Genomic DNA, 14,137 nt, shown 5'->3' with positions numbered 1-14,137 from the left:
CTGTTGAGACAAAGCATCACCAGTCCACGTAGAACTTGAGGAACAAAGAAGCTCTCGCAGGACAAGACCAGCCTTCCCCTTGAATGGGTTTACAACGAGATTTTTGCTTGTGTTTTGTTTAGTATTCATATTGTATATTATTTAATATACAATTGCATTTAACTCTTAAAATGAACCTTGTCAATGTAAGAAGAATTACCATATAAAAACTCCCCTAAAAGGACGGTTTATGAAAAACAAAAAAATCTCAGTGGCTCTATTTGGCATCATCGTTATTTGTTTTTTTCTTCCCTTTGCGAATGTTTCTTGTTCAGGACAAAAGGTAATGTCTCTTTCAGGGATTCAATTAGTAACAGGTGTTACCATTGAACAGCCAAATCTTTTTTCAGGAAAAAGTACAAAACAAAAAGTGGACGGCGAACCTTTCGCTATGGGTGCCTTCCTGGTTGCTATTGCTGGATTATTTTTAAGCTTCCTAAGAGGTAAAAAAGGACTTGTGAGTTCCATTGTACTAGGCGGCGTTGGTTCTATTTTGCTTTTACTCCTCAAAATGAAACTTGCTCGTGAAGCTTTAGCGTCAGGTGCTGGCGTAATGCAAATTGATTACAAGGTTGGTTTTTATTTTTCCCTGTTTTTATTTTTAACCATCATTGGATTAAACTGTTATTTTTTGTTCACAAAAAAAAGAAGCTTTAACATCAGTAAAATCACATGAAAAAAATCTTTCCAAAAAAAGTTTTTAATTTCATTTTATTCCTTTGCATCATGGCAGAGATAGTTCTTCCCTCTTCTTCCGCGGCATATAATTTTATTTTTATCAATCAGGAGACGAAAAAACCTGTTGGATATAAGGTGGACATTTCTCATGTCTATTACATAGATCCTGGTCCATTTGAAAATTATACTAAAGAGCAGCTTCGCCTTCTTGTTGAAGAAGCTTTTCGTGTTTGGTCTTCTATAGAAGATGCCCAGCTCCCCTCTTTTGTGTTTGGAGGTTTTCTTGATGAGGATGTAACAGGGGAAAACATTGATGATTATATACCACCTCAACATCTTTGTTACACTGACCTGATCCCTCTTGGAGAGGCATGTAAAAACGAGTTCATTCAAAAAAATATAAGTCTCATTCTTTTTGATGATGATTCGTCGATCAGTGAACAAAGACCCCTTGCAAGACCATATTCTGGGGCAACCTTCCAACAAAAAATTACAGGATCACCCTCAAAACCAGAAAACTATTTACAAACCAGTATTGTAATTTCCACAATTCATAACAACTTTCGAGAAATTTTTGGAACACTTGTTCACGAAATTGGCCATCTTTTTGGTCTCGCACACACAAGCCTCAATCAACAATTCATTGATAATGTTGAAGATGATTTTGCTCTTCAATTCGGGAAATTTGTACCCACAATGTTCTCTGTTAAGAACATTGGATTTGGACTCTACGATCAAAAAGCTCTCCCAAAACCTGATGATGTTTTAGGAATTCAAAACCTCTATCCTTCGACGAATCTTAAATCAAACTCTGCATCTATTAGAGGATATATAGTAGATGAGGATGGAGAATATGTTTACCTTGGAAATATCATTGCAAGAAATATCGAAGACCCTTTATGCAAAGCTTATTCATTTATAGCTGGAAATGTGAATTGTAGAGAGGGAGATAAAAGTACTTGCTCAGGCCCTTCAGAATTTTCTTTTAACCACCTCCCTCCAGGCGCATACACCATCGAAATTGAGGGATACGCCAATCAAACTTCTCCCGAAATTCTTTGGCCTGGCTTTAATGAAGATACTTTTCTTGCTTCTGCAGAGTATTGGAATATTGATGATCAGGCCAATGAATCCCCTCTTTTGAAATCCATTATAAGCGTCTCTGCAAGAGAAAGTGTTGATGACATCATTCTTGTTGTTGACTCAAACAACAGAGACGAAGTCACGTTCATTCCAGAAAGTGAGTTTTCAGTCTTTGCTCCTACTACTTGCGAAGAGATTGACTTTTTGAAATATCAACAAATTATTACACCTGATTTAGTTTTATCTGACTCAGCCTCTTCAAGCAGCTCAAGCGGTGGTTGTTCGCTTATCTTATCTCCGTAATTGTCCAATGGAGAGTAGTCCCATTGAGATCAAACTTAACATCTCCTCGATAGTTGGAAAGCTTATATAAAATCCCATAAGAACAGTGAATAACTCCACCAAAATTATAAGCCCTGTTGTAAAGATGCCAATAAGATATAAAACTTGTTGCAGTTCCGTTGTCAGAATAATCTGCATGAGAATTTGTTAACCACATATTCACAACAGGAGCGGTGAGAGGTTTACATTCTTCCCCGGGAGAAATAATTGTTTCTGCAAGCTGAATTACTCCAAGCTCATTACCTCCTGGAACGCGAGTGTCAAGACGAGAAAATGCTGACTGAAAAGTTGTTGTTGAACCTGATTGTGTGGACAAATCAACACCCACGTCAGGGATTGGTCTGTTTAATAACAAATCTATATTATTTTGATTTTGGATCACTTGACTTTGAAGATCACTATCCGCTGCGATTCTAGCGCCAGTTTCTTCTCCAATGCGAGTGAATAAATTTTCCATAGCAATCTGAACGGTTTCACCAAGCTGCGCAGCAAAAGTTCCATTTTGATCTAGCTGAACACCAACTGCCTGGAGATTATTCACTGCGTTTGTGATATCTTGTATCACTTCGGTATCACGAGCGATGCCCTCTGGAATTTGCGCATCAGTAGCAGATCCACCAAGGGAGCTGATATCAAAATTAGGAGAAAAGTGCCGTGCTTCAACAATACCATCTTGGAGGGAGTTTGCTGTAATACTTCCATCTGCAACCGCCATCGCTTTGTCTGACCAAATAGAATATGGGACCGAACTTAATGGGAGAAGGCTAAATGGACTTGTTTCATTAATGCGAACGTTAAGAAATTTTCTTCCATCAGTTGGATTCAGAACATTACTTGGAACACCTCCAAGAGTTTCTCCTATATCCAATTTCACAGCTCCATTCGTGACGGGAACTTCAAAATGATCTTCTTCAAAAAGAGGAGTATTATTTTCATCTACGATTTGAATATTAACATCAACAAACTCATCTTGAGTGACGTTTCCATTTTCATCGTAAACTATCGTTTGAAAATCTAAAACTCGCAGTACTTCTGCATGTGCCAACGACACAAAAAAACATACGACAATTGGAATTATACAACCTGAAATAAACTTTATCATTTCTTCCTCCTCGAAATTTTCTCTTTTGGTTTTGATTTTGTCTGAGCATAAACTTCTACTCGTCTATTTTTACGATATGCTTCTCGTGTAAGTCTTACATCTTCAGGTTCACGCTCTCCTTTTGAAATGAGAGTAAGCTGTCGATAACTCACTCCACATTGTAATAAATATGCGCTCACTGCTCTTGCACGATTCTCAGCAAGCACTTCGTTGTATTCTTTTGGACCCGTTGAATCCGTATGGCCTTCAAGTAAAAGAAAGGCCCTTGGATCTTTTTTAAGTTCAGTTGCAACATCCTGTAAAAGTGGTTTTCCCGTTTGTTTGATGTTGTCTTTATCAAAATCAAAAAGCACTTTTGTTCTCAACTTCATTATCTTCGTCTGGAATTCTGCACGCACTGGATAATGCGCACAGGCACAGAAGCTTAAAAGGATGAAGGCTAACACAATATTTCTCATTTTATCCTCAACGCTCAAAAGCTCCTATATCTGCTTGATCTTCATTTCTAATTTTCAAATCGTGATCAAAAGAAATTGGAATTCCAAAAGTTGAACGAGTATTAATTCCTCTTCCTTCAGCAGGCGTATTTGCACGAAGTCGCCAATTGCGATGGTTGATGTTTGCATCCAAAAAAAGCGTCGGAAGGCCACTAGAATAATCTACGTTAGAGACATAGTTTTCTGAAGCTGCGTTCAACGCTTCGGCGGTTGTGTAGACATGTGAAAATGATGGATTGAAATCGAGATAGATTTTAACTTGTGCAGTAGGATTTTCTTTTGTTCCAAAGAGAAGGTTATTTTTAATAATAATATTATTCGATGGATTTTCATCTAAAAACCTCAACGTTGTTTGATTCCCCTCCCCTTCAGTAAAAATAATATTATTTGCTAATGTTGGAATCGATTGAAAAGATTCTATACCAATGGCATTTTCAAAACCAGAGCCTCCACTAATAGTGTTGTGAAGTAGCTTTGGTGCTGGAGCACTTCGAAGAGAGATCGCTAAACTTATTCTTGATGTTCCTCCATATAAAACATTATTAAGCATTCTTGGACTGGCATTCACAATTTTTATTGCGGTGCTTGATCCATTCCGAAGAGATGGAGCTATGATATAACTGTTTCGAATTTCGACATTGTTCTGCGAAGGATTATCGCTTCCTTCCACGAGAACGGTAAAACTATTTTGATCTACAGATGAACTCGTAATCATAAAGCCATCCAAAATGGTTTTGTAATTAATGTCATAAAAAGAAAGGGCGGGAGATGTTGACGAAGTAATTATGGTAAGATTTTGATCTTGGTTTTGTTGACCGAGAGAACGCTGACAAACTGATCGATCATTTGAAAGAACATATCCACCAAATAAGTGAAGTCCTTCTCTCACAGAGAGTTCCTCTGCATACAACCCTGACTCCACAATGATTGTTACAACACCCCGTTCCAGAGCTTTATCTTGAGCAACTTTCAAGGATTTCACCGGCTGATTTCGTGCTCCAGAAAACAAATCACTCCCGCGTGGTGAAACATAGATGGCCTGTTGTGAAGAAATACTTGCATCTGATATATCACAATCACAGGCGTCACCCTCTCCATCACCATCACTATCAGTTTGCGGAGCTGGGTTAAATGTAAGAGGACAATTATCAATTGAATCTCTTACGCCATCATCATCTGTATCTGCTAACAAGGAATCTGTGAAAAGGTTATCTCTTCCTGCGCTTGTTTCTTCGCTGTCAAGTAAACCATCATTATCATCATCTTCATCACATGCATCACCAAGGCCATCATTATCGCTATCAAGTTGATTTGGGTTAATGATTGTTGAACAATTATCTTCGATGTCTAAAACCCCATCACCATCATCATCGTTATTACAATCGTCGCCAATACCGTCGCCATCACTGTCTGCTTGCGAAGCATTTGCAAGAAGTGGGCAGACATCAACACTATCAGGAAGTCCGTCATTATCATCATCTTCATCACAGGCGTTACCAAGACCATCATGATCGGAATCAGTTTGATCGTTACTAAAAGTAAGGGGACAATTATCAAGAGCATCACTTACACCATCGTTGTCTGTATCTGCTAACAATGAATCTGTACCAAGAAGCGTTTCCGCATCATCTAAAAGCCCATCGTTGTCGGAATCAGGATCGCAGGCATCACCAAGACCGTCTTCATCTACATCTTCTTGATTTGGATTTTTTCTACTTTTACAGTTGTCAACTTTATCACCAATTCCATCTTGGTCGCTATCAAGGGATTCTTGTGAAAGACTTGGGAAAGCATCTGCTCCATCGCTAACTCCGTCATGGTCTGTGTCAGATGAATAAGGATTTGTAAGAGCCAAGACTTCATCAAGATTAAAAAAACCATCGTTGTCCGAATCTACTTCAAAAGAAAAATCTTTTGCTGCAACATCAAGAATAAATTCTTCCTGGCCTACAACAATATCCATTGGAAGTGAAAACTGAGCAATGGGAAGTGATAAAGGAGATGTGGCTGATTTGTTGCTAATGCTTAGAAGCTGTTCTTGGTTTACATAATTAAGAGAAAGAGAAACTAAATATCTCCCTGGAGAAAAATGCTCCAAGATTCCTTCATACTGCTCACTTTCTTCGTTATAAATTAGATCAATTTTTTGAGAAACTCCATCCCCCTTCTCTCCTAAAAGACTCAGCTCTAATGATGCATTTTTTTCTTCCGTCTGAAAAACAGCAAGCTTTTCTGGCTCATTAAAACGAATGCGCACAAGACGGTCAGCTGCACCATCATCTGTAGCACCACAAGAAATAAACACCATGAACAAAGCTAGATATAACGCACGTTTCATTCTTGAGCTCCCAGTTCTTTCATCACTGAAGGAAGATGTAATATTTTTGCATTTCCATAACTGTTACCTACAGAAGTTCGCGAGATAAGATGATTACCCGTCGCAAAGTGACTCCCTGGACGATGGTCCGCATCAACAATGGTAATTTCTCTTGTGCTTGCCTCTCCTGTTTTCTCATCGGAAAGTTCTATAACCTGACGACCCAACGCAACTGTCTCTGGTTGAAAAGTAAAGAGGCCTGTTGAAATTGATGGAATAATAAGAAGTTCAGTTCCATCTATAGCTTCGTTCAAGCTAAGTTGTGCTGAAGGAGTTTGAGCATTGAGTTTCAGATGGTTCCCAGGTTCACCAAAACCAATGATGCGAAAATTTTTTTCAAGAGCAACAGCTTTATTTTTATAATTCAAAATGATGGGGACGGTAAAAAGGCTTGTTTTAATTGGCGTTACTACCCCAGCCTTAATCACTATTTGCTTTATTGTTCTACGTCTTATTACTTCACCTAATTCATTGTAGGCTTCAATAAGGAGGTTTCGCTTTCCCGGAGTAATCTTTAAAACTTGAATTTCTTTCGCGTTTGCATCTGCAGTAACTTGGAGATCTTCCATATCCTCTCCACTTACAACAACTCGAAACTCAGAAACCTTTAAAGGATCAAGACCTTTATTATTTGCTTTAATTGTTTTAAGTGAAAGACTTTCCTCAGCAGAGGGGAGCGTTATACTCGCAGGTTGTCGAGCATCTTCAATTTGTAATGCTAGGGAGGTTCCGTTTTGAACTCCTCCACAACCGATAAGGCATTCGCAAAAACAATAAACAAATAGAGTAAGAACAATTTTTTTCATCTTGGATTCCTTTTCTCAAAGTCCAATCACAATGCCGCCTGTTGTTGATGCTGCTACACTTCCGCCGAGCAAAATAGAACCAACGCCACCGGTTGCTGCCCCAGCACCAACTAAAATCCAAAATAAAGGTTTTTTTAGAAGCGGTTGTTTGCGTCGTTCATGAAGTTTAAGACTTCCCACACTTTGAGTTATCAGCTGATCATGTGGATTTTTAAGAAGATCTTTTTCAAGTTGGTCTCTCATTTCTTTTGTGACTAAAGCCACATGTTCACTTTTTTGTTTATCGAGAGGAATAGAGTGCTCCTTGTAAACAGCACCTAGTTCGGTGTCTCCAATTTGATAAAAAAGATCACTCTTATTTTGATCATCCACTTTTCCTCGAACTAAAATTATTTTGTCGGCTTTCATATAATATCCAAGCTGCGTCATCAGATAAGAAAGTTCATATGGTGTATGAAAATGTTGTGGTGAAATGAGAGCGTTTTTAGTTTTACCCGAAGAAACTGCGCGCTCTAATTGAAGATCTAGTATTTTTACTATATTTTTTTGTACCTCAACATAAGTGCGATAGGATTTATGGTGAATGGTTTTTAGCTCGACACAGTGCTGCCCAAGAGGAATATTTTTCAACAAAAGGGGTTTATCATAAAGAGTGGTTCCTACATGAAGACCATTGAGGTAAACTTCGCTCCCGTAAGGTTTTGCGGTAATTGAAAGCGTCCCCGTCCCCTCTTTTAGGATATTATCCCGTGCGGTCGCGAGGGCTTTTATTTCCCATCTACTGTAGAGCCCCTTTTCTAAGGTGAGTGATGGGTCAAGATGAGCAATCGTTTCATAATCTTTGGCAATGAGGGAGGAGTTTTTTTCGAGATACGCAAGTTTTGCTTCAAGCATGAGAATATCGATCTGAAAGCGGTTACTTTTAACAGCATCAATGTTCGCTTGAATTGCTTGCTTTGCCTGATGAATAAGTTCTTTTGCTTCTTTATATTTAAGCTCTGAATATTTTTGACGAGCACTTTGAACAAAGTTTGTAATATTTGTTTCTTGAGTACTCTCATCTACGTAAGTAAGATAATAATCCAAAATAGAGCGTGCATATTCATCATCAAGCACTTCAATTTCCCGCTGTTGTTTTAAATCTTTCCGGACGCGTTTGATATAAACATCTAACTCAGGAGTAAGTGTTTCTGCATAGGGAAGAACTGCTACCCGTAAAGAAGAAATCTTTTTCTCTGCATGGGCAGAAGCAATTCCAAACACCTGGAGTTGAAAGAACATGTTTAAAATAAGGCACCATGTAACAGCTTGCCGCATATCTAGAATCCCCTTAATAATACTTTTTTTCTGCACAGCAGTTATGGACATAATGTTTTGCCAAATAAATCAAGACAATAATGTGTCTTTGGTTGACACATGTTTTAAATAATATACTTAAGCAGAGATTGTGCCACTTGTTCAGAATGACACAAGAAAACATGAGACACTAGATATCAATAGGTTATGCCGAGCATGGGGAAAAAGTGTGTTCGGGAACCTGCACACATGTGTCATGAAGTGTGTCATAAAATCCTTCACCACGACACATCGACACACTTTTAATCTGGAGAAATTATGTACGAAATTTGTGTTTTTAAAAAAAGTGAACTTCAATACCTCAAACCTCTTCAAGACGTTATGCATATTGGGGGGAGTGCTGAGTGTGCCATTTGCCTTCCTGGTCTAGGGAATAATATTCAAGCGCAAATTGTAGTTGATCACAAAGGTGTTTGGATCAAAGAAATAAACGGGCAAGTCTATCAGAATGGAAAACAAATTGAAGGAAAGGTTACTTTAAATATCAGAGATGTTTTTGACATCAATGAATATCGACTTCAATTGATACAACGAGAAAGATCTGATCGTGCCATACTTGATCAAACTATGACCGGGAGTTTGCATGGAGAAATCACCTTTGATGATGAGCTCCCTCTTCTCACATTTACTGAACCAAAAAAAAAATCGTTCATGCAAATACAAGTCAAACTCGGGAGAGGTAAACAATGTGACCTTGTTTTGCCTGATACCCCAGAAACACGAAAACAAGTTTCTCGTGAACATGCTGAAATTTATTTTCGAAATGGTTCCTATTACATTCGTGATCTTCAAAGTAAAAACGGAACTTTCCTTCAAGACTTCATTGTTGATGATCGGAAACTCCCTATTCGCGGGACACTACGTCTTGGACGATTTGAGCTGCCCTATCAAATCGAATCGGAAACATTTTCTCTTGAAGAGCAAAATGATGCCGTTAAAATTCCATCCCTCAATCCAGAACTCAATTCAACAATGATGATTGGATCTTCCCTTGCCCTTCAAGATTTAAAAGATCGCCTGGATAAAATTATTGAGACTGACAAAACGGTGTTGATTCTTGGGGAAATGGGATCGGGAAAAGAACTTGCTGCAAAATACCTTCATTTTTATCATCCAAAAAGAAAGAAGCAGCCATTTGTTGTTTTAAACTGCGCAGCTATCCCCGAACAACTCGCAGAAAGCCAACTCTTCGGACATGTACGAGGATCCTTCACAGGTGCTGTTACGGACCATAATGGAGCATTTCGTGATGCTCACAAAGGCACTCTCTTCCTTGATGAGGTTGGTGAGCTTCCTCCAGAAACCCAAGCAAAACTTTTAAGGGTCCTTGAAGATGGAATTGTAAACCCTGTAGGATCAAATAAAAACTTTTCGGTCAATGTCCGAGTTCTTATGGCAACAAATCGCGATATTGACGAACAACGGCAAAAAAAAGCTTTCAGAGATGATTTATTTTATCGTTGTCAATGGAAGATAAGGGTCCCTTCTCTACGTGAGCGTGTAGAGGACATCTCAGCCCTTATAAGCTATTTTCTTCAACGCTCCGAAGCAGGAGTAACTGTTAGCCCTGATGTTTACCGTTACCTTCGTGATTACACTTGGCCAGGAAACATACGTGAACTCAGTGCTGCGATTGATCGTGCTATTGTCAATGCTAAGTACCGTGGTTCTGAAATGATTGAAATTGAAGACTGTGATATTGATTTAATCGGTAATGTAAAATCTAGTGTAATAGAGGAACTTGAACGTAAAGAAATTATTAAGGCTCTTGAAGTACATAGAGGAAATGTCAGTAAAGCAGCAAAGTCAATCAAGATGCCAAGAAAAACAATGTACCGAAGGTTGGAGAGTTTTGCCATCAACCCAAGGGTTTATAGAGGTTGATTTTTCGTTCAAGTTAGAAGGGATGGTTAAATCTCCCCTTCTTCCTCGTCCAACATCATCAATAAACTGGATTGCCGCATTCCCTGAGCTGAGCCCATAATGAGAGCAAATGGAAGAAAGAGAAAACCGATTACAATTTTAAGGAGCACTTTAAAAACAGCCCAGAGAAAAAGGGTGGTCCAAAAGAGAGTTGGTTTAGCATATTTCCATGTCGTCAACGCCCCCTTTTTTAGAACCATATAGTGCGCTTTTTTTATCATGATTTGATTAACCCAGTAATTCTACGAAAGTCTTCCTCAGAGGCATATTCAATAATTAAACGCCCTCCCCCGTCTTTTCTTGGGCATACCTTCACAGGCGCATTAATTTCACGTTCAAAAAAACTTGTTTCTTCTCTCAACCAGTTTGGATAAGCGCTTCCCTCTTCTTCAGTTAGTTGAGTTCTTCCTTCAAGTTCATACTGCACCATAACTTCTAATTCACGCACAGTAATATATTTCTGGAGAAGCTTTGCTCGATATTTGAGAATTTTTTCTTCATTTTGAAGAGCCATTAATGCCCTAGCGTGTCCTGAATGATATCGTCGCCCCATTAAGTCTTCTTGGACAACTAAAGGAAGATGAAGAAGGCGTAAGCTGTTGGCAATCCGAGATCTTGAAAATCCAGTTTCACTTGCGATGTCCTCTTGGGTAAATTTGTAGGTGTCCATCAGTTGCTTGTATGCAAGCGCTTCTTCAATAGCATTAAGATCTTCACGTATTAAATTTTCAACCAGTGAGAGCAGATAATGTCTTTCTGGTTCCTCTTCACGAATCAATACTGGGATCTCTTCAAGCCCCGCCAATACTGCTGCACGAAATCTCCTCTCCCCTGCTATAATTTCGTATCTATCCTGGCCTTGTTTATTTACTATGATTGGTTGAATAATTCCAATTTGCTTAATTGAACGAACAAGGTCTTCCAAACCTTCTTCGAATATATTATTTCGTGGTTGATTTGAAAGTGGAAAAATTTTCTCAATTGGTAAGAAAAAATAACCATCATTTTTTTTATCTGAAGAAGTTTTCTGGGGTTCAATTTTTGAAATAAGTGATTCTATTCCCATTCCTCTAGGTGTCATTTGTTTATTTTGATTTGACATTTTTTCCCCCAAAAAAAAATTACCATTTTAATAAAGAAACAACTTCTTCACGATTGTCCAATGTGTTCAAAAACATTGTTCGAAGACGATTGTTGTATTCAGCATTTATTACTTTATCAATGGTGGCTTTTGTTGCACCGATACCGTTTTGCATCGTGCTCTGTTCTTCTTTTACTTCATCAAAAATATTTTTTTTCTTTTCTTCGGAAAGTTCTTCCTTGAAGAGTTCGAAATTGGTTTGATACAACTGCACTTTGTGTTCACGTAATTTTTTTAGTTTAATTTCTGATTCTCTTCGTTGCTCTTGTAAGCGTTCTTCTTCCAGGGAAAGATACCCTTCGGGAACAGTTATCCATCCCTTTTTAAAACAGCTTAATAACAACGCTGTTTTCGAACCAATATGCATTCCACGAGCCTCTCGGTCAGTGATAACCGCATCAAATTTATGAAAAAATTCCTCTAGCTCTAAGGGGGCTTCACAAACTTTTCCTTCTCCTAGATACGGTGCAAGTTGTGATTGTGACCGCAAACCATATTCACGTAAATTTAGCGTTGAAAGAAATTCATGGAATTGGGGTGGTATGTTATTAGGTTCTAAATTTGGTTCTGCAGTTGCTTTTATAGTAGTAGTATTATAATTACTACTACTATAAGGGGAAGGTTGAACCGAGTTTTGACCCCAATTTAGAACCGGATTTTCAGGAAGATTATGCATAAAGGGTTGAGGTTGAAAATGAGCTTGTAAACCCTCCCTGCTTCGTACTGGGAGAGAGAAAGCAATAAAGCCAGAGCGACCTTTTGAAGAGCTTTCTTTTTGGAGCAAACCGTTCTCTAATAAGCGTCTAACGGAAGTTTTAAGGCCTTCATATTTAACACCCAAGTGGACTGAAAAATCTTTTAAGCTGACCTGTATAGCACCTCCAGCTTCGTTTGAGAGGGATTTCCAGTAGAGATATTGCACCAGTTTTCCTCCAATCCCCCGTGTTAAAAGATTGATTTCTTTTCGGTTCAATTCGGAGGAAACAGACCCTAAATTTGAACCCACATCTGAACCTGAATTGACCCTATTTTCGAACCTATTTTGAAACGTAGAACCTACTTTAGACCCTATATTTAACCCCTGTTTAGACCCTATTTTAGAAGCTGATTTTAGGGGAAGTTTTGCTGATGTAATAGGCTCTGATTTAGAAAAAGTTTTGTGTGAAGGAGTACTTTGAACCTGAGGCTTGGAAGTCATCTCCTGGTTTTGAGAAGCTACAGGCGATTCTATTTTTTTTCCTTCTGCTGGGGTAACTTTCTGCGTAGGGAGAATCAAATCGTCCCAAAGAACTTTTGATCGGGATGATCGCCCCCTCTTCTCCCTCGAGGGCCGAAGAAGATTTTCCATTGGAATCGTCTCAAGCTTTTCATCTTTATTGAGCATTTGTGATACCTTTTGGCTTAAATAGCCCATGGTGATCTGGTTTAGGCTCTTCTAGGTTAAGCATTTCGTGACATAAATCCCACAACTCGTTAGTTAGTCTCTTTGCAGGCTCCGGAATTTTCGCCATCCATTTTGCATTTGGATCTTGATAATTAAAAATTGGAAGGCGCTGGCCTATCGCTTTAACGACGGTAGTTGTTTTCGTAAGAGTAATGCGACTAGAAAAATTTGGGAGCATATCTCGAATACGAGTTTGCACTACAGCTTTAACATCATGCCGTTCATTCATATTGGGAACTATTAGAAGCTTTTCGAAGGAGAAAGATTCATGCATCTTAGCCAGCTTTATGAGCCGGTTATAAACGCGTTTAAGACTATGTGGGGCTTTGGGTTCTAGTTCTACAGGGATTAAAAGGCAATCAGCTGCAAAAAGAACATTTACATTCATATCCCCAAGGTCAGGAGAACAATCGATAAGAATAACGTCATAATCATATGTTTCTTGAACGAAAGAGATGAATTTTTTAAGAAGAGCAACTGATGAAAGGTCAAAGCTTTCATCACCTTTTTCCTCAGTGATAATTCCCTTCCCTTTCAGCTCACGAATATCATAGTCGAGTTCGACAACTCTATCATCAGAGGGAATAAGATCAAGGCCCGGAAGAATAGTCTTCTTTGTATCTTCAAAAGATTCTTTTAAGGATTCTTCGGTATGATTATGAGGGTCCATCAGATCGTATAAAATATCACAAATGCTTCGTTGATCGATGAAGTCATCTGTGTCCAAAGGGACTTCTTGTTCAGCGTTAAACAAATGAGTTGTATCGGCCTGGCCATCAGTATCAATAACCAAAACCTTGAGTCCCATAAGGGTCGACATCATGGTGGCAAGCTGAAAGACAACTGTTGATTTTCCAACTCCGCCTTTGTTGTGCCAGATAGCATAAGTGTAAGTGCCATCAACATTTTGTTTTCGTCCGAGGAGATCCACCATTTTTCGTACATTTTCTGCATCGAAATAACGGATTTTTCGAGAACCATGCTCTTCGTGACCAGCTTGGATTTTTCCAGCTTCCTCCCAACGATGAATTTTCATTCGCGGAACATCAAAAAATTCTTCTACAACAGAAGACCTTAGTTTAATTTGAAGTGTATATTGTGATTGAGTGTCATTCGCTGAGTAAGGCGAATCGCTTGTTTGCGGGTTTTGACTTTCCGCGGTGGAAATCAATGATTCCATATAGTTCCCTCCCCTTACCTCATAAATGACAAAGTGCTTGTGAAAAGTCAACGTGAAAATCACAGATGATTGTATCATAAGCATGATGGTTTTAAGGTTCGCTGGTATGATTGCTCATCACTCACATGATCCTTGTTTGCTGGGCATTACTTGTTAATATAGAACCCAA

12 protein-coding genes are annotated in these 14,137 nt (G+C 38.7%); 3 read left to right on the top strand and 9 right to left on the bottom strand.

Annotated features, from left to right (window positions below):
* Positions 1-229 precede the first annotated feature (229 nt).
* Together COV43_07910 and COV43_07905 are read left to right on the top strand one after the other, a co-directional pair.
* Positions 230-715 carry a hypothetical protein gene (locus COV43_07910; GenBank protein PIR24952.1) on the top strand — a complete coding sequence of 162 codons (486 nt, stop codon included), beginning with the start codon at positions 230-232 and terminating at the stop codon, positions 713-715.
* Entirely contained in the window at positions 712-2,103 is a 1,392-nt protein-coding gene (locus COV43_07905; protein ID PIR24951.1) for a hypothetical protein, read from the top strand. Before COV43_07910 ends, COV43_07905 begins: the two co-directional genes overlap by 4 nt.
* Here COV43_07905 and COV43_07900 read toward each other — a convergent pair.
* From COV43_07900 to COV43_07880, 5 genes are read right to left on the bottom strand one after another with little or no spacing between them, the layout of a single operon-like run.
* Positions 2,087-3,244, bottom strand: a complete 1,158-nt coding sequence (locus COV43_07900; protein ID PIR24950.1) for a hypothetical protein — start codon at positions 3,242-3,244, stop codon at positions 2,087-2,089. The two genes, COV43_07905 and COV43_07900, sit on opposite strands and share 17 nt — an antisense overlap.
* Positions 3,241-3,702, bottom strand: a complete 462-nt coding sequence (locus COV43_07895; protein ID PIR24949.1) for a hypothetical protein — start codon at positions 3,700-3,702, stop codon at positions 3,241-3,243. Before COV43_07895 ends, COV43_07900 begins: the two co-directional genes overlap by 4 nt.
* Positions 3,703-3,709: 7 nt before the next feature.
* Entirely contained in the window at positions 3,710-6,079 is a 2,370-nt protein-coding gene (locus tag COV43_07890; GenBank protein ID PIR24948.1) for a hypothetical protein, read from the bottom strand.
* On the bottom strand, positions 6,076-6,924 hold the full coding sequence (locus COV43_07885) for a hypothetical protein (GenBank protein PIR24947.1): 849 nt from the start codon (positions 6,922-6,924) through the stop codon (positions 6,076-6,078). Before COV43_07885 ends, COV43_07890 begins: the two co-directional genes overlap by 4 nt.
* A 15-nt stretch (positions 6,925-6,939) precedes the next feature.
* A complete protein-coding gene (locus COV43_07880) occupies positions 6,940-8,292 on the bottom strand; it encodes a hypothetical protein (protein ID PIR24946.1) in 1,353 nt (450 codons plus the stop codon).
* Positions 8,293-8,538: 246 nt separating this feature from the next.
* Here COV43_07880 and COV43_07875 point away from each other — a divergent pair, with 246 nt between their 5' ends.
* Positions 8,539-10,164: a hypothetical protein gene (locus tag COV43_07875; protein PIR24945.1), complete on the top strand. Its 1,626-nt coding sequence runs from the start codon at positions 8,539-8,541 to the stop codon at positions 10,162-10,164.
* 26 nt (positions 10,165-10,190) lie between these two features.
* Here the strand turns inward: COV43_07875 and COV43_07870 are convergent, their stop codons facing one another.
* Genes COV43_07870 through COV43_07855 form a run of 4 tightly spaced genes read right to left on the bottom strand, consistent with a single transcriptional unit; the run spans position 10,191 to position 14,052 of the window.
* Entirely contained in the window at positions 10,191-10,424 is a 234-nt protein-coding gene (locus tag COV43_07870) for a hypothetical protein (protein PIR24944.1), read from the bottom strand.
* The gene (locus COV43_07865) at positions 10,421-11,305 is read right to left on the bottom strand and encodes a chromosome partitioning protein ParB (GenBank protein PIR24943.1); all 885 of its coding nucleotides are present in this window, start codon (positions 11,303-11,305) and stop codon (positions 10,421-10,423) included. Before COV43_07865 ends, COV43_07870 begins: the two co-directional genes overlap by 4 nt.
* 19 nt (positions 11,306-11,324) lie before the next feature.
* Positions 11,325-12,728, bottom strand: coding sequence for a hypothetical protein (locus COV43_07860; GenBank protein PIR24942.1), 1,404 nt, complete (start codon positions 12,726-12,728; stop codon positions 11,325-11,327).
* Positions 12,718-14,052 carry a hypothetical protein gene (locus tag COV43_07855; protein ID PIR24941.1) on the bottom strand — a complete coding sequence of 445 codons (1,335 nt, stop codon included), beginning with the start codon at positions 14,050-14,052 and terminating at the stop codon, positions 12,718-12,720. Before COV43_07855 ends, COV43_07860 begins: the two co-directional genes overlap by 11 nt.
* Positions 14,053-14,137: the final 85 nt, after the last annotated feature.

This window comes from Deltaproteobacteria bacterium CG11_big_fil_rev_8_21_14_0_20_42_23 (genome assembly GCA_002796345.1).
Classification (GTDB): Bacteria; UBA10199; UBA10199; order 2-02-FULL-44-16; family 2-02-FULL-44-16; genus 1-14-0-20-42-23.
Note: the sequence above shows the minus strand (reverse complement) of the source record. Positions and strands in the feature narration are given on the sequence as shown.